We start from the raw sequence: 18468 nt of genomic DNA, 5'->3' as shown, positions 1-18468 counted from the left end.
GTTTTAACAGGCCCATATACAAGGCTAACAGGTTTGGAAACAAAACTCATTGCATAATTGTTGGAAGAACTGTAATATTTGCCGGGGTATTTGGGAGAAATAACTAAATATTTACAATTCCTCTTTCTCCAATTGCTCATATTTCCCCTACATAGGGGATAATTTTTTTTAAAATGGAGATTCTACAATACTAATACAACCCCATTTTCTATCTATAACAATAAAAAAGCTGATAGCAGAAAAAATCTGAAATCAGCTTCCCAAATGTTAATTATTTCTTACTAATAATGCACAGCATTCGACGTGGACCGTATGCGGGAATAAGTCCACTGGCTGAACCACTTTCAACGTGTATCCAAATGGCTCCAGCTGCTTAATATCAGTAGCAAAGGTATCCGGATTACATGATACATATACAATTCTTTCTGGTTGAGAACGTCCGATACGTCTCATTACCTTTCCACCTGCACCCGAGCGAGGAGGATCTAACAGCAATAACTCAGGTCTGCCAAATGTTTCCAATACTTGTGCTAGTCCAGTTCGGGCATCTTGTGCTAGGAAAGTAGTATTATCAATACCATTATCTCCTGCATTTCGTTTAGCTGATTCAATCGAGCTTTCGACAATTTCAATGCCTACAAGCTTGCCAACCCTGCTCGCAAATGGAAGAGAGAATGTTCCGACGCCACAGAATAGATCAATCATATTTTCTGATTTTTTTGGTTCTGCCATTTCTACTGCTAAATCGACTAATTTTTGTGCTTGTGTTGGATTCGTTTGGAAGAAAGTATCAAACCACACGCGGAATCGATATCCATCCATTTCATCGTAAATAAAATCCCTGCCAGCTAATGTATGGCTTTTTTCTGATTGCGTACGATCTGCCCAATCGGTATTCTCTAGCCACATAAAGCTTTTAACTTGCGGGAACTTTTCGGTAATACGAGCAACTACTGTATCCACTGCATCTTTCAAAGAACCATCTGGAGCTTCTGTCGCAAATAGCGCCAACATCATTTCCCCTGTAGCAAAAGACTGTCTCACCATTAAATGACGAAGAAGTCCTTCATGTGTATCTTTATTATAACCTTTTAATGCATGTTCCTGTACCCAATTGGCTATTTCAAGTGCTGCTTCCACCATTTCTTTTCCAGCAATCAGGCAAGTTTCTAAGGAAATAATTTTTCTGAAATTCCCTTGCTCATGCAGACCAAGAGAACCATCCGCAGCAAAGGTAAATTCCATTTTATTACGGTATCTCCATGGCTCATCCATGCCGATAGTATCTTTTACTAAGCTCGGATCAAATCCTTGTTCTTCAATCACCCGTTTTACATGATTGGTTTTTTGTTGTAATTGCCCATTATAATCCCAATGCTGCCAAACACATCCGCCGCATTTTTCAAAATGTGGACAAGCTGGTCCAATTCTTTCCGCATGTGCAGCTAAGATTTCTTCTGGCATCGCTTTTCGATGTCTTCTGTGAGGCTGATCAACTGTTACCTTTACCTTTTCACCTGGTAAAGTTTGCGGAATTGTTAGTTTTAATTTTTTTTTGTTTCCTAATTCATTTTCACGCCAAACAACTGCCTGTCCAGCACCTTTTTCATCAACATTCTTAATTTCAACAATCATTGTTTCTTTTTCAATAGTGGTCAAACGACATTTCCTCCTTACAAAAATTCACTAGCTTAATTTATTTGAAAAGAATCATTTCTTTGAGGGATCTAGCTACTCTATTTTTAACATACTTCCCTAGTATAAAGGACAATCATACAATATGAAAATAATAATTTTTATTTTGCAGATATTAGCAATTTAAAAGGGACGTTGCTTTATTTACAACGTCCCTCCTTAAACCTATTTATCCCTTGATATTCTACTCTAACACAAGCACATCATAACCCTTTAATTGTATCTTCTGATGTATCTTCTCTCCTGTTAAAATATTGGTCATTTCCTCCTTTACCTCCAGTTCCTGCATCTCATGGGAATAATTTAATAAGAAAACATATGCTTTTCCTTCTTTCTTGCGTATGGACAACTCTACACTTTCAGGTAAATCAAACTTATTATTATAATTATTAATTTGTATTTCTTCGAGTAAATTTTCAGCAAGCTCGATAGTGAAAACGCCTCCAAAATAATAACAAGCTCCCTCTCCAAATTGGTGCTTAACCAGGCCGGGCTTTCCTTCAAAATAACAGTCAGAAAACCTCCCTATTACTTCCGTATCTTTTGATTCGACTTTCAAAGTCTCATAAAATCCTCTAGTCTTAATCTCTGTTTTATCTTTGTAGATTACGATTGGAGTAGTTTCAAACGGCGCTTCCCTTGTAAAATCCTCTACCGATATTCCCGTAAGAGCTGCTAGATAACCTGGGAATGCTTTCATATAGACTTGACCTGTTTCATCCTTATATCCAGTTCGGCAGCCTAGTATTAATTTGCCGCCTTGCTTTACATACCTTTCCAGCAAATTCGCTGTTTGTTCTGATACAATCGCTGCATGAGGATACACCAGTACTTTATATTTTTTCAACTCTTCTAGATTAGAGTTTCTATTTAGATTATAGGCATCTACAGGTACATGGTTATACTGCAGCGCTTTAAACCATGCCTCTATGCTAAGGGAAGCAAAAGGTCCAGACCACTTATCAAATTCCGCATCCCACTCATTATCATAATTAGTGACGATCGCTATCTCTGCCTGATAAGTCGCTCCTGCTATCTTCTCTCCTATTAGTTGAATCTCCTTGCTTACTTGCTCTACTTCTTTTATACGGCGGTTAGGCAGATTATGATAGTCATTAATGCCATGCCAATAAATTTCTGTTCCTTTCGTTGCTGTTCTCCAGCGGAAATACATAACTAAATCTGCACCATGTGCAATCGATTGATAGGTCCAAAGTCGAAGCTGTCCTGGATTAGGCGACGGCTGTTCTAGTCGTGTTACCCATCCGCCTGGACCAGACTGCTGTTCAAAAATAGCAAAATTAGGGGAAATGCTGCGGACGACACTTAAGTTCCAGCTCCATTTCCGGTCTCGTAAAGGCTTATCGCTCTTATCTTCTAAGACTCTGCCGAAATTAGGATAGGAATCATAAGCATAGAAGTCTAGCACTTCATTCGTCAGCTTATGATTATCGAGATGCTTAAACATCCCATTTGTGGTAACCCACTGATTGCTTGTATATTTCCGAATAATGTCTGCTTGCATTTTTGCATAAGAAATAGCACTATCAGAAATGAACCTCTTTTCATCTAACATATGATGGGGATTCGGAGAATTGGGAACCGTTGTACGAGTTAAATAGACTTGGTCCCAGCTGGTATATGTCTGATTCCAAAAAACGGTTCCCCATGCCTCATTTAATTGATCTAGCGTTTGATACTTTTCCTTTGCCCATTTTCTAAAAGCAAAATGATCGGCCTCGGAATAAAAAACATCTATTTCACAATTTAGTTCATTATCAATCTGCCAGCCGACAACCCCTGGATTATAGCTATAATGTTTTGCCATTTCTGTCACAATAGCCGAACTTAGTCTCCGGTAGTTTTCCGAATTGTAGTTATAATGTCTACGAGCGCCATGCTGGTAAGCTATACCAGATTGAGATACATTCAATACATCGGGATATTTATGGGTGAGCCATGCTGGCGGTGTTGCCGTTGGAGTTCCGAGCACTGTTTTCAGTCCTAATTTATGGGCCTTTTCAATCGCCCGATCGAATAAAGCAAAAGAATATACTCCTTCTTCTGGCTCAAAAATCGTCCAGGCAAATTCCCCCATGCGAACATAGGTAAATCCTGCCTCCTTCATTCTTCGAAAATCATTTTCCCACAGTTCCTCTGACCAGTGTTCTGGATAATAGCAAACACCTAGTGTTAATTTTTCCGCCGTCCATTTTTTCGTCATTATTTGCACTCCTATCTATATTCTTTATTCTTTTATCGAACCACCTAAAATACCGGAAATAAAGTGTTTTTGCAGGATAAGAAAGACGACCATTACTGGGATTACCGAAATAGCTGTCCCTAACATCAATTGTCCATAATCAATGGAATTAAGACCAGCTAAAGTGGACAAAGCCACTGGTAAAGTATAATTTTCCTGTGTTGTCATCACTATTAATGGCCACATAAAATTATTCCATTGATGGGTAAAAAGGAATATCCCAACAGCCGCTAAAGCAGGCTTCATTGTTGGTAAAGCAACTTTGAAAAAGATAAAGAATTCTCCAGCTCCATCTATTCTTGCTGCTTCTATTAAGGAATCTGGTATTCCCTGCATATTTTGCCTAATCAAAAAGATAGCAAAGGGATAGCATATTTGCGGCAATATAATCGCTTGATACGTATTAATCCAGTCTATCGATCCAAAAATTTGAAATAGTGGAATAATCGTAGCTTGATAGGGGATCATCATCGCCAATAAAAAGGATGCAAAAATCAGATTGCTCCCCTTAAATTTAAATTTCGCAAAAGCATAGCCTGCTGCAGAGCAAATGAATAAACTTACTACGACAAAAACAATGGCAATGATAGATGAATTAGTTACTGCTTTGACAATATCGATAGAATTGCTTAAATTTCGTAGGTTCTCCAGCAAATAATCACCAGGGATCAATTTTGGAGGAAAGGCCAGCACATCGCCTGAAGGATTTGTTGCCCCTACAAGCATCCAATAAAATGGACCAATCGAAATGACAACACCAATAAGTAAAAAAAGATGCATAAATATTTTTTGAATACGTTTCTGTTTTGCCATCAGTCATTCCTCACCACCTTAAATTGAATCCATGATAGAACCGCGATAAAGAGCACAATTACATAAGCAATGGCTGATGCATAACCAAAATTAAAGAAACTGAAGCCCTGATTATAAAGATAGTAAGTAATCGTTATTGTCGCATTATTTGGACCGCCATTTGTTAAATTGTACGGCTCATCAAATAATTGGAAGGAGCCAATTGTTGACATTACAAAAGTAAATAACAGAACGGGCTTAAGCTGTGGAATCGTGATATAAAAGAATTTCTTGATTGTACTGGCACCATCTATACTAGCTGCTTCATACAAACTATTCGGGATGTTTTGCAAACCAGCTAATAAGATAACCATGTTATAGCCAGTCCATCTCCAAGTTGTTACTAGAATAAGGGAGACCTTCGCCCAGAAAGGATCTGTCAGCCAGTGAACCTTCTCAAGGCCGATCGAAGTGAATAAGTAATTAATTAAACCGTAGTCTGTATTTAGCAGCAATACAAAAATAATAGAGGCTGCGACTAATGAAGTAACAGCAGGAGTAAAAAAAGCGACCCGGTAAAAACCTTTCATTCTTAATAAACTAGAATTCAATACACTCGCTAATAAGACGGCTAGGAATAACATAATCGGAACCTGCACTAGCAAAATAATAAATGTATTGCCAAGCGCTTTGTAAAAGAGCGGATCATTGAAAAGCCGCGTATAGTTTGCAAGCCCAGAAAAAGTATAAACACCTGCAACCTTTGTTTGAAAGCTTAATAGAAAAGAAGCAATTATAGGATAAACCGTAAAAGCAATAAACAATAGCAAGGCAGGACCAACAAATAGATAAGGAACGGTCTTAGGCGTGATAAATTGTTTTTTCTTTTTTATAGTTAATGAATTTGTTCCTGTTTCTAGCATTTTATTATCCGACATTCTTCTCCCCCTCCTTTTTAGAGGCTGCATTCAAAAATAGGTTCAAATGCTATTCTCAAAAGTCAGCCTCTACTCCTTTAGCAAAAATGGTTTTTAATTGCTCGATTCCAATCCAGTTTGCTGCTCAGCTTGTTTCTTTCCATCCTCCAATATTTGTGCTGCTGGTTTATTCTCAAGTAAAAATGCTTCCATTTGACTTGTCATAATGGATCTGAGTTCTAACTCTGCACTGCTGTGATTAACAGATGGAATATCTGTTACTGTATCAGCAAAATCTTTAAAGAATGTTTGATTATTAAAGTATTCTTGTTCTTCACTGAAAACCGGCTCTTCATATGCTGCTAATAACGCTGGGAATAATCCTCTATTCGTAAGTGCCTTAATTTGTGATTCTACATCTGTTGATGCAAATTCAGCAAACACATATGCTGCTACTTTATTATCCGATTTACTTGGAATCGCTAAGGCAGATCCTCCATCATTAGAAGCTCTCCCTCCCCCTTCTTCAAAAGCAGGCAGTTGGAACATGCCCCATTTACCTGACAGCTCAGGCATTTGTTCAATCATCGTTCCACTCCACCAGACAGCACCAGGCTGTGTTGCGACCTCTCCATTTTTCATTGCTGCTACTTGGCCATCCCAGTTATTTGTATAGATAATTAATTCTGCATCCTTCATTTTTTGCAAAATATCAATGGCCTTTTTGGCTGCGTCTGAAGTAAGATCTAATTTATCATCCTCTGTAAAGTAATAGCTCCCTTGCTGCTGCAGCATAATTCTAAGCAATCCATCTCCATCTGTTCCAAGAAATGCCTTCCCCGTATGAGCAACAACCTTTTTCCCCGCTTCGATATAGTCATCCCATGTTTTAATAGTCGCTGGGTCAACTCCTGCCTCCTCAAAAATATCTGTCCGATAGATAACACCCACTGGTCCTAAGTCTCTTGGTGCTGCAATAATATTTCCATCCTTATCCTTTAACCCATCTATTTTCGACTTAGAAAATTCATTTTCATGTTTATCAAAGCCAAGTGAACTTAAATTCGTAAATGCATCTGGAAAATCATCTGTAAATGAATGAATACGATTATTTTCTACCTGTACTACATCTGGTAATCCGCTTCCACCTGATGAAAGACCCGCACTAACCTTTTGGTATACTTGATCAACACCAATATGCTCAATCTTCACGTTTACATTAGGATATTTCTTATTAAAAGCAGGAAGTACATCCTTTTCTAAATAATTTGCTTCCAATGCCCAGGCCCAGACGGTGACATCTCCTTTTATATCCTCTGGATTATCCGGAATAGTTAGATCTTCTGTACTCGTTGAGGAGCTATTGCTGCATGCCCCCAACACAATCGTAAGTAGAAATAATAAAACAAAACCATAGATTTTCCTCATAAAGTTCCACTCCTTTTGATAGAGATTTTTTCTGCTTTCTATAAATCTAAAAAGGAAACAAAATGAATAGAAAGCGCTTACCTAAGTAGTCCAAGTATATACTGATATCAAAGATGGTTATGGTATAATTTCTATTATTTTGGTATTTTAACTACCGTATCACTCTCTAAATTTTGACAACTTTCAATTTAATGGAGGAGAATCTAGTGGGAAATCGTCTAAATATGAAGAATTTGGAGTATATATGTAATTTAATGACAGATATATTAAATATCTCAATTACTTTACTTAATAATGAAGGAACTATAATGGCAGAAAAAACAGCGAACGAACTAATTAATCCTCTTTATCCTTCTAAACAATCCTTTTACAGACAGGTCATTCCTAGTAATGGAAAGAATTCTCTATCTCCCGCCATAATAGGTACACCTTTTTATGAAAACGTATCCATCATTCCAATTACCAACTTAGGTACCATTATTTTAGGCCCCGTTTTATCTAAACGGCCAAGTAGACTGCTGATAGATAACTTGATCACTGCCTATCGCCAAAGTGGTTTGGAAGATGCTTTAAGCGACTATTATTATTCTCTTCCCGTCATAAGCATTGCGAAATTAGGACAAATCTGCAAACTTATCTATTTTTTATACAATAACAAGATTTATGACAAAGACATTACCTTTCCAAAAATGCAATTGCCCAATCATTTAAATGATGAAAAGACTGCAAATAAATACATATTAGAAACACACCAAAATTCCTCCTTTCATCATGATCCTATTGCGGAGAAAAAACTCTATCAATTTATTATAGATGGACAAAAAGAAAATCTGCTTGCATATTGGAAAGCCTTTAAAGAAAGCACTTCCTTTCATTTTGGAAAGCTTTCTAAAAAAAATGAAGTAAGAAATCAAAAAAATTTAACTATTGCAACCATTACCCTTGCAACCCGTGCGGCCATTACAGGCGGTCTTCATCCTGAAATCGCCTATTCTTTAGGAGACCGCTACATTCAAGACTTAGAGGAATTACAAGATTTAAAGGACATTCATTTCTTCACAGAAAATATCTTGTATGAATTTGCAGATAAAGTAGCTAAAACAAATAGGGAAAATTATTCGCGACCTATTTTTCAATGCAGAAACTATATTTACAAGCATATCTATGAACCATTAACCTTACAGTCCATTGCAGAGCATTTATCTATCAGCCCCAAATATCTATCCAATTTATTTAAAAAAGAAGTGGGAATTCCTATTAGTGAATACATACAGCAAATGAAAATTGAGGAAGCAAAAAAACTGATGACTTTTGCAGAACATTCCTTATCTGATATTCATGCCCTTTTAAATTTTACCGATCAAAGCTATTTCACGAAAGTATTTAAAAAGTATACCGGAATTACTCCTAAACAATTTAGAAAGAATACGGTTAATTTTTTATAGAGAATAGAATTAGGGCTTATCCAATAGTTATTTACTTGTGTTAGGATAACCCCTGTCCGTATTAAATATTTCTTATAAATAAATATTGGTAACGAATAGCTTGTAAGATATTCAATCTAAGATTCTCCAAAATTTAATTACATTATTATTATCCCCTATGTTATTTGATTGAAAATTCTAATTATTATTCCCTTAATCATTCCTTTTCGGTCTTTTTTTTCTAAAAATAATGATATAATAATAGTAAATGTCTTTCATAAATAGTTTATAAAAAGGTGGTTAGTTAGTTAGCAAAAACGGGTAATTAGTTTTAAAGAAAGGTCTGGAGGTGTTCGTAGAAATTGATTCAATTTAAAGAAGTAACCAAAACGTTTCAAGATGGATTTAAAGCGCTAAAGAATATTACCTTCGAGGTAAAAGAAGGAGAATTACTTGTTCTAATTGGCCCAAGTGGTTCTGGTAAGACAACTACGATGAGAATGATCAATCGACTTATAGAACCATCTAGTGGTTCCATTACGATCGAAGGAAAGGATATTTCTACAGAGGATCCTGTAAAACTCCGCAGAACTATTGGCTACGTCATTCAGCAAATAGGTTTGTTACCCCATATGACAATTAAAGAAAACGTATCGCTCGTTCCTCGACTCCAAAAATGGAAAAAAGAACAATATTTAGACAAAATTAATGATTTAATGAAAATGGTCGGGTTAGATCCTGATACATTTGGTGATCGTTACCCTTCTGAATTAAGCGGTGGACAGCAGCAAAGGATTGGGGTTATTAGAGCCCTTGCGGCAGAGCCGAAAATAATTTTGATGGATGAACCGTTCAGTGCCTTAGACCCTCTCAGCCGCGAACAATTGCAAGATGAATTAGTCCGCTTGCAGCAGGATATCAAAAAAACAATTGTCTTTGTTACACATGATATGGATGAAGCCCTTAAAATAGCGGATCGAATTTGTATTATGCAAGACGGAGAAATTGTGCAATTAGATCGGCCAGAAAATATATTACGTCACCCAGCAAATGAATTTGTCCGCAATTTTATTGGAGAAGATCGTTTGCAAGAAAATATTTCTTTACCTAAATTAGCAAAATTAATGGTTCCTCCTGTAACAGCCGGTGAGTCTCGCGGTCTTGCAGAATCATTAAAATTAATGAGAAGAAAGCGTGTGGATAGTCTAGTGGTCGTCGACAAATCTAATACCTTTCTCGGAATAGCGAATGTGTGGGAGGTACAAAAACGATATAGAGAAGAAGAATTAACCTTGCAAGATATAATGGATACGAATATAAAAACGCTTCATCTTGAAGAAGCAACTGAAAAAGCTTTTCAACTTGTTAGTGAATCCCAATATGGCTTTATTCCAGTAATTGACCAGCATTCTAAAATTATTGGTATTGTCAACCGTGCAGGTCTTGTGGAATATATTGCTGACCAAATTGGAGAATAAAAAGGAGGGATGAGCCATTCCTAATATAATCACAGACACAATAGATGTCTTCATCAACCGTTGGCCGACAATATGGAATTTAATTTTAGAGCATATGTATCTTTCTCTTATCTCTATTGCCATTGCAATCGTGATTTCCGTTCCACTAGGAATCTATTTAACTCGCCACAGAAAAATCGCAGACTCCATCATTGGAGTAGCCGGCGTATTTCAAACCATACCAAGTTTGGCATTACTAGTATTTCTAGTACCATTCATCGGTACTGGGAAACTTCCAGCCATTATTGCTTTAACTGTTTATGGTCTATTACCTATTTTGCGCAATACATATCTAGGAATTGTCGGAGTAGAAAAATCTGCAATCGAAGCTGGCGTAGGGATGGGTATGACCAATCGCCAAGTGTTATGGATGGTTGAATTGCCACTATCCTTAAGCGTTATTATGGGAGGAATTCGGACTGCAACAGTATTAATAATCGGGGTGGCAACAATCGCTGGATTAATCGGCGCAGGCGGACTGGGAGATTTGATCTTCCGTGGTTTACAAACCTATAATACTGGCCTTATCCTTGCTGGAGCAATCCCATCTGCCCTTTTGGCGATTATATTTGATTACTTATTAAAACTATTAGAAACAGATGTGACCCCTCAAGGTCTTCAAAATAAAAAAGTGAAAAAAAGCAAAATACGAATCTGGATTGTTGCAGGTTTAATCGTAATCCTTCCACTTTCGACTGTGATTGCCAATTTCAGCAGTGGAAAAAGCGGAAAGGATAGCATCACTATTACTGGAAAAAATTTCACAGAACAAGAAATTATGGTGTACATCATGGGGCATCTCATTGAAGAGCACACAGACTTAAAAGTAAACTATGAATCTTTCCTTGGCGGAACCGCCCCAGCCTTTGAGGGGGTTAATACCGGAAATTATGATATGTATATGGAATATACAGGTACTGGATTATTAAGTATCTTAAAGGAAGATATGGTTAGTGATCCTGACGAAGCCTATGAAATAGTGAAAAAAAGATTTAAAGAAGACTATAATTTAGTTTGGCTAGAGCCATTTGGATTTAACAACACATACACATTAACCATGCGCAAAGAAGATGCGGAAAAGTACCAAATAAAGACTATTTCAGACTTAAAAAAGATCGCACCGGACCTAACCTTAGGATCTGAACCGGAATTCTTAGAAAGAGAAGATGGCTATCCAGGTCTTATCGATACCTATGGAATACAATTTAAAAATACGCAAGCGATGGACTCTGGTATTATGTACAGTGCGATTAAAAACGGTGATGTCGATGTTATTGACGCCTTTTCAACAGACGGCCGTATCCCAGCATTTGATTTACAAGTTCTAGAAGATGATCAGAACTTCTTCCCGCCATACTATGCAACACCAGTAATTAGAGCGGAAACATTAGAGAAATATCCAGAATTAGAAGAAGTATTAAGCATGCTTGTCGGAAAAATTGATAATGAAAAAATGCAAGAATTAAATGCAAAAGTAGATATTGATAAAGAGCAATATGAAGATGTTGCGGTCGAATTTTTGAAAGAAGAAGGGCTTATTGATTAGTTTATAAGGCTGATATGTTGGGGTTATAGATTTTCTATAACCCCTTTGTGGTCTTTCAATTCAAACTATCTATCATTCTACCAATTTAAGAATTTCTTCTAAATCATGCTGCTCCACATATGCTTTCGTATCATTTAACATATCATCTGTGAACTGTATTCCTCCAATAACTATATACGTTTTTCCCATACTAGTTAATCGAGCAAGGTGCGTTGCCGCATCACCTTTAAATAGGTCAAGTGGCAGCTGCCGTTTAGTTTCCGTATCATAGATTTTTAATTCTCCACTAGGAATCGTTCCATACAAATTACTATTCATATAAAGTATATATCGCTCATCTAGCCAAACAGCTCCACTTGGATATTCTTGTTCACCAGAGGTAGCGTTCACATTGATTATTTCTTTTAATCCATCTTCTTTCGAATAAACATAGAGCGCCCCACCTGCCTCCCACCCATATTGTGGAGTTAACAAAACTTTTTTTCGAGTAGGTGAATAATCAACAGGCTTCATTTCGCTTGATGCACTATCATGATTAAATGATTCTATAGATCCATCCTCCTTTTTTAATAGCAAAACATATGGTTCGATACTGTAGGATATTCCTTCACTCTCGTTATTTCCGTCTATTTTGCTAGACTTTTCCTCTTTACTATTCCCCTCCTCTGTAATTGATTGAGATCCTGTTTTCGTTTCCTTTTGAACAGAATAATCCCCAATAAAGATAATTGCTAATCCGATGCCAATGGTCACTGCAATCCCCAGAATAAATCCAGCCCATAAATTCTTATTCACTCTTCCCCCCTCTTTCCACTAAAATACAGATTCTGTCTACATTCTCTTATTATAATATACGACTAGATTTTTGTTTATAATTGTATGGACTGTTTAAAAGCAACTAAAAATTTACTTATTCTACTTCCCTTAACATATTATACACTGTTTGATTTATGACTATTTTATAAATAATAAAACTTCCAACTATTAATAGAAGCGACATATATATAATAACGAGAAGATAATAATATAAATAGTAAGAGAGAGGAAAGGTTAAAACTGCGCCCATTAAATACAAAAATATAATAATAAAACTCATTAAAGCAGCAATTAAACAATAAACTACCATTTCTGATGTCAGAAAATAATATAATTTTCTTTTTGACATTCCTAAAGACAGATAAATCCCCCACTCCTTTTTTTGGAGTTGGTATTTACTAAATACGATTATAAACATACTAGTAACTGTAAGAAGAAAAGTAATTATGAAAGAAAATTTTGCAAGGAAACCTAACAACGAAGTTATCTTTGTATCATTTTGGATAAATTCTGGTATGTTCTGTAACAAACTACCAGGTACAGTAGCAATCATCTGATTAACATAATCATCAATCTTCTTTAATTCATTTTCTGTAATATTAGTATCAAGAAATATTCCGAGTTCCATATAACCGTTGAAGAGTTTAGAATTCTGCATTGTATCTTTATCAAAAATAATAGTAAAACCATCATAACTTATTTTGTTTTTGTTATTAATTTGTTTTACATATGTTTCATTGTTAACACTATATACTTCGAACTGTTCTTTTATTTTCTGCAATTTCCCTTCATGCTTTTCCTGTTTAATGAATTCGATTGTTTCTCCTTTCAGATTATTTAAATTTGCATCTTTTCTACCATCCTTATTAGGAACAAAGATCATGATTTTGCCTCGAAATGCTTTATAATCATCCTCTGGGAAAAGTTGTGAAAATTCCTCTTTATCAATAATTTCATATTTAACATTTGGCACAATCCATTTTTGATTATAAGTGATTATTTCTCCCTGATTATCCAACCATTGAGTAATATCTTTTGTTTTTTGCTGTGATGTGATTAATGGAATTACATCTACCATAAAAGGATTCTTCTCAACATATTGAACACCAGGCAGAATCTTTAGATTCGTAACTTGTTGTTCTGAAAAAGTTAACCCCTTCCTTAAAAGGATAGGCAGATTATCTTGCGTGTCAAATCCGTAAACCTCCTGGGAATTTAAATAATAATATTCATCTATATCCCATATACCTTCCGTCTCTTTTTGAAAAATGACAGAAAACAATAAAATAAGTATAGACAAACTTATCATTGCTACAGTTAAAATAAATTGTTTAGGAAACAAAAATAATTGTCTTGTTAACTGTTTTATCTCAAATCTTTTTATATTTTTATTAATTAGTATATTCACAATCGGTATTTTTTCTACTCCATTAATTAACATTTTTATAGATAGATTTCTAGAACGAAATATCTCCCAAAAAGATAGAAATAAAACCATGAAAAAAAGAAAGAGAATCCAACATATACTAAAAGTATAAGTCTGATTTTGATATGTACTTATACCTTCTTTAAAACTCTTATTTATTATTAGGAATTTAAAAACATAATTTAGGGGAACTGCTAAAATCAAACCAGAAAAGAAAAGAATAAATGTTTGAGAAAAGTAAAAAAAATACAGCTGCATTCTTTTTATTCCAAGTGCCTTTAATACCCCAATTTTTCTCCGTTGCGATTTATTAAAATAAGCAAATAAACTGCTTATAGAAAATATCGAAATGAAAAGAATAACCGTTTGATAAAAGATTGAAATATTACGAATAGTATCATAATCTCTTAGGCCTTCCAAAAATAGCTTTTCATTTACAAAACCCTTATCATCATACTCAGCTAATAAATTTTCTGTTTTTTTGAGAGTAGTATTTTTGCCGTCTTCATAGTTAATTAGATAATTCCTTTTACTAGACTTGTCTTTATATTGCTCGCTAATAAAAATATTGGGGAAAGCTAATTCTTTTTGAAATTGAAAAGGTATATACCTTTTCGAGGAATAATTTGAAATAATCCCAACAATTTTTACTTTCCATTGCTTTTCTTTACCATCTAGTGTTATCATGTCTCCAATAGCCCAGCTACTATTAAATAATTTTAAGTATGCGGATTCAATGGCTACTTCATTTTTTCCAATTGGCAACCGTCCCTCCATTACTTTAATTTTCGATAAGTCTACAGCTCCCTTATCCATCCATCCAATTGTAGCGGAATTGGAATTCTCTAAAGGAATCCAATCAATCAATTGGAATTCGCCTATATTTTTTACTTCCTTATTTATTTCAGATTTAGACTTTTCAATACCAACCAGAACTCCACTATTTTTCCCATATTGCAAATAAGATTTTTCCATTAGAGCAGCTCTAATAGCCTCAGATGCTGTAAATATAGAGAGAACAGAAGAAATAATGAGACACAATGCAAGGACTATCAATATAGTCCACTTTCTTCTAGAACATAGAAATTTAAATCCTAATGTAAACACTTAACTCATCTCCTCTAATACACCGTTTTTCATGGAATATAAAAAGTGAGGAACTTGAATTAAATTCTTCTCATGTGTAACTATAATTAAAGAAAGTTCTCTTTCCTTATTAAATTTAGTTAATAAGCTAGTAATACTTTTAGTTGTAATTTGGTCTAAATTACCTGTTGGTTCATCCGCAAATAATATATCTGGTTCAGTTATTAAAGCCCTGGCAATAGCCACTCTTTGCTGCTCCCCACCTGATAGAAAAGTTGGAAGCTTGTTTAAATAAAAGTGAATTCCTAATTCTTGCGAAAGCTCATCAATACTATATTTCAATTGTTTCTCCCTTTTTTTTAATAGTTTCAATGGAAGTTCAATATTCTCTCGAACTGTCAATTCTGGTATTAAATGAAAGGATTGAAATACAAAGCCAAATTTATGCCCCCTTATTTCAGCTTGTCTTTGCTCAGGCAAATCATAAAATGATTCATTATTATAATAAACCTTTCCATTTGTAGGAAATTCCAATCCACCTATAATACTTAAAAAAGTCGATTTCCCAGAACCACTTTTTCCTTCGATGACATGAATGGTTCCCTTTTCTACAGTAAAATTCTTTATTTTGATAATTTCCCTATCATCTGAATATTTCTTTGTCATATTAACTACTTTTAAACTTTCCACCATAAAGTTCACCTCCAATATTTTCTATAAATATACTACAATAAATCTAGATAATCGGCCAAAACTTCCCATTCATAACTTAAATCCCTTATATTATTCCTTACTATATTTAAGATATCTAAACTATCAAAATTAACAAATCGGATAATACAGGATATGGTAGTAGAGTTAAAGAATCTGGTACCATTAACCAATAAAACAATAATTTAGTATGAATTAAATACTAATACTTAAAAAGAGCTAATATACATCAACCATAAAGAAATAATTTAGAATTAAAAAAGAGCTAGTCTAAAAACCGAGAGTATGGATTTTAGATAGCTCTTTTAGTTATTTTGTTTTTTAAAAGGAAATATCTACTATTTATCTAGCAAAACGATGGTTTCCAATAGTAACCGTTGCTTCTCGTGAGAAAACCCAGTCACTTGTAGCTGTTTTTGGATTAAAGAAATAAAGAGAACCATTTCCTTTTCCATCTAATGCAATTGCTTCATTAACTGCTCTTTTTGACTCCGCATCAGCTGCCTTATTAATTTCCCCATTTTGAACAGGGGTAAAAGCATAATATCCATTCGATTTTTCATAGATGACATCACGAATAGTATTCGGAAATTGATTACTTTTTACTCTATTCAAAACAACCACTGCTACTGCAACTTTTCCTGCATATGGTTCACCAACAGCCTCAGCGCGAACTAATCTCGCCATTAAATCTTTATCGGCTGGTGAAACAGTGGCATTTGGTAGAATAATATTTTGACCTGTAATTAAGGCTTTGCTATTATTTGCTTTCATTAAATCACCGATTGGAATCCCAAAGCCCTTAGCCACTTTCCAATAAGTATCCCCAGACTGAATCGTTCGATTCGTTGCTGCATCTGCTTTATCGATTAACATAAATGCTGAAATAGATAGCACTAATCCAGCGGCTACTATTAATTTTTTCAAAACTCTTACCTCCTAGTAGTCGTTGTTTCTGGTGTCTTCTATTAGGCTAGCAGATGTAATATTTCGATTCATCGTCCAAAAAGTGGTAAACAAAAGATTGCTAGGTTGATAGCTTACTAGAAAAGAGATTTACAACATGATGGAAGTATTAACCAATCGAGTTAGTTAGCAAATAACATCTAAATTTAGGAAATTTTAGGCAAGATTGTTACAAACCATTTTTATCTGTAACAAAAAATAAGAAGGTACTAAAAAAAATTTAGAGACTCATTTAATGACAAGAAAACTGCTTTTTTAAAAAATCAAGTGCTGGTCCAATTTCTTCTGCAAAATTCCGCCAATTACATTCAATGGAGATTCTGCCATCATAGTTTGCTTTATGTATGTTTCGCACAAACTCAGGATAGGGATACATTCCTGTACCAGGAGCCAGCCTATTCGTATCAGCAACATGGATATGCTGGATAAAATCTCTATATTCATAGAAATTCGTAAGTGGTTCCTTTTCTTCTTCCATATGATAGAAATCAGCCAATATTTTTAAAGATTTTTGATTAAATTCCTTTGACCATGCAGCAGCTTCTGAAATACTATTAATAATATTCGATTCTTTTTTGTTGAGCGGTTCTATTACAATCGTTAAGCTTAATTGGTCCGCCATATCCGATATTGTCGATAAAAAGGCTGCCATTTGTTCTCTGCCCTTTTCTTTCGACAGTCCTTTCGGAAAACTTCTTGCACCACCACTTCCGAATACAATTGTGTCCGCACCTATTCGGCAAACACGTTCTAATGCAGATTTTAAATAATCTTTCACTCGCTGATTATCTACCTTATCTCCCACTATTTTTAAGTCACTTGGCAAAAGAATATTAAAAGCTTCAATAGGTAAAGGTGATGCTTGATATTTTTCTAATATTGTTTTAAATACCTCTTCCTTTTCTTCTGGCATCAAGGAAATAACCGTACATTCGATAAAATCATACCCCGCTTTATCCAATGCCTCTGCCTGATCAATAGCAGCACAGCATCCGAACCTCATAGGATTTCCCCCTTACACAAGAATATTTTTCATATACTTACTAAACTGCTTAAAGGCTATTTCCGGCTCCTCCAATTCAGGACACCACTTTTTTTCCCATTCCAATGTATAGTAGCCATCATACCCGTTCCTTTTTAATAAAGTGTATATGTCTTGTAATGGTATATCCCCATCTCCTAAAAGACAAAGCTGATAGCCTCTTTCTGCTTCCTTTTTTAGATAAGAATCCTTCCAATGGGTATAGGCAACCCATTCCCCAAGATTCTCCCAAGTAACATCAGGCTTTTCGCCAATTGTTCGATAGGGATGATGGATATCCCATAATACTTGCAAATAATCAGAGGAAACTCGCTGAACTAGCTCTTTCACATATCTGCTATCTGTCCAATCATCATGTGTTTCTAGGAGAAGTTTGACATTAATATCCTCTACAATCGCCAAATAATCATGAACATTTTTCTCAGCGATTTCCATTGCTTCTTCTCTCTTCCACTTTCCAACCGCTCCGCCAAATACACGAATATAAGGAGTGTTGAATTTCTTACAGAGCAATGCGTATTCTCTTAATTCCTCTACATACTTCTCATATTCTTCTTGTGATTGAGTAACCAATTTGACTGAACTGGAAAAACACGGAATCTCTAAAGAAGCTTCCTTAAAGAGACGTACCGTTTCTTTTACGTTTGTTGAAAATTCACGAAGCTTATATAGATCAAGTTCTCCTAGCAGCCCACGAAAATCAATGCCTGAATAACCATTTTCCACTGCATGTTGGATAATTGTTTCTAAATTCCAATGAGGACATCCAAGAGTAGTAAAAGCTAATTTCATCTTCTGTACCTCCCACATTTCTCTTATTCTTACAAAAAAGGACAGAC

14 protein-coding genes are annotated in these 18468 nt (G+C 35.2%); 3 read left to right on the top strand and 11 right to left on the bottom strand.

Going from position 1 to position 18468, the window contains the following annotated elements; translation table 11 throughout:
- Window positions 1-267: 267 nt before the first annotated feature.
- From rlmD to NSQ89_RS04970, 5 genes are all read right to left on the bottom strand, one after another.
- Window positions 268-1635, bottom strand: a complete 1368-nt coding sequence (gene rlmD / locus NSQ89_RS04990) for a 23S rRNA (uracil(1939)-C(5))-methyltransferase RlmD (RefSeq protein ID WP_445668968.1) — start codon at window positions 1633-1635, stop codon at window positions 268-270.
- A 244-nt stretch (window positions 1636-1879) separates the two neighbouring features.
- A complete protein-coding gene (locus NSQ89_RS04985; RefSeq protein ID WP_341117543.1) occupies window positions 1880-3919 on the bottom strand; it encodes a beta-galactosidase in 2040 nt (679 codons plus the stop codon).
- Between the two features lie 24 nt (window positions 3920-3943).
- Window positions 3944-4771: a carbohydrate ABC transporter permease gene (locus NSQ89_RS04980; RefSeq protein ID WP_328283120.1), complete on the bottom strand. Its 828-nt coding sequence runs from the start codon at window positions 4769-4771 to the stop codon at window positions 3944-3946.
- Window positions 4771-5688, bottom strand: coding sequence for a carbohydrate ABC transporter permease (locus tag NSQ89_RS04975; RefSeq protein ID WP_341132326.1), 918 nt, complete (start codon window positions 5686-5688; stop codon window positions 4771-4773). Before NSQ89_RS04975 ends, NSQ89_RS04980 begins: the two co-directional genes overlap by 1 nt.
- A gap of 93 nt (window positions 5689-5781) precedes the next feature.
- A complete protein-coding gene (locus NSQ89_RS04970) occupies window positions 5782-7095 on the bottom strand; it encodes an ABC transporter substrate-binding protein (RefSeq protein ID WP_144581112.1) in 1314 nt (437 codons plus the stop codon).
- A gap of 206 nt (window positions 7096-7301) precedes the next feature.
- Between NSQ89_RS04970 and NSQ89_RS04965 the strand changes: the two genes are divergently transcribed.
- From NSQ89_RS04965 to NSQ89_RS04955, 3 genes are all read left to right on the top strand, one after another.
- The gene (locus NSQ89_RS04965) at window positions 7302-8540 is read left to right on the top strand and encodes a helix-turn-helix domain-containing protein (RefSeq protein WP_328283121.1); all 1239 of its coding nucleotides are present in this window, start codon (window positions 7302-7304) and stop codon (window positions 8538-8540) included.
- Window positions 8541-8881: 341 nt separating this feature from the next.
- Complete coding sequence (locus tag NSQ89_RS04960) at window positions 8882-9997, top strand: ABC transporter ATP-binding protein (protein WP_341132325.1); 1116 nt, start codon at window positions 8882-8884, stop codon at window positions 9995-9997.
- Between the two features lie 94 nt (window positions 9998-10091).
- Window positions 10092-11582, top strand: a complete 1491-nt coding sequence (locus NSQ89_RS04955; protein ID WP_341132324.1) for a glycine betaine ABC transporter substrate-binding protein — start codon at window positions 10092-10094, stop codon at window positions 11580-11582.
- Window positions 11583-11654: 72 nt separating this feature from the next.
- On the opposite strand, the gene NSQ89_RS04950 is transcribed toward NSQ89_RS04955, so the two are convergent.
- The 6 genes from NSQ89_RS04950 to NSQ89_RS04925 form a co-directional block, all read right to left on the bottom strand.
- Complete coding sequence (locus NSQ89_RS04950) at window positions 11655-12377, bottom strand: hypothetical protein (protein WP_144544452.1); 723 nt, start codon at window positions 12375-12377, stop codon at window positions 11655-11657.
- A 115-nt stretch (window positions 12378-12492) separates the two neighbouring features.
- The gene (locus tag NSQ89_RS04945; RefSeq protein ID WP_047941502.1) at window positions 12493-14931 is read right to left on the bottom strand and encodes an ABC transporter permease; all 2439 of its coding nucleotides are present in this window, start codon (window positions 14929-14931) and stop codon (window positions 12493-12495) included.
- Entirely contained in the window at window positions 14932-15603 is a 672-nt protein-coding gene (locus tag NSQ89_RS04940) for an ABC transporter ATP-binding protein (RefSeq protein WP_047941501.1), read from the bottom strand.
- Between the two features lie 360 nt (window positions 15604-15963).
- Window positions 15964-16497, bottom strand: coding sequence for a cell wall hydrolase (locus NSQ89_RS04935; protein WP_047941620.1), 534 nt, complete (start codon window positions 16495-16497; stop codon window positions 15964-15966).
- Between the two features lie 322 nt (window positions 16498-16819).
- Entirely contained in the window at window positions 16820-17590 is a 771-nt protein-coding gene (locus NSQ89_RS04930; RefSeq protein ID WP_047941500.1) for a sugar phosphate isomerase/epimerase family protein, read from the bottom strand.
- A gap of 12 nt (window positions 17591-17602) precedes the next feature.
- A complete protein-coding gene (locus NSQ89_RS04925; protein WP_047941499.1) occupies window positions 17603-18421 on the bottom strand; it encodes a sugar phosphate isomerase/epimerase family protein in 819 nt (272 codons plus the stop codon).
- Window positions 18422-18468: the final 47 nt, after the last annotated feature.

Origin of the sequence: Niallia sp. FSL R7-0648 (genome assembly GCF_038007005.1) — a bacterium.
Classification (GTDB): domain Bacteria; phylum Bacillota; class Bacilli; order Bacillales; family Cytobacillaceae; genus Niallia; species Niallia circulans.
The sequence above is the reverse complement of the archived record's forward strand: the minus strand, read 5'-3'. Positions and strand labels throughout refer to the sequence as shown.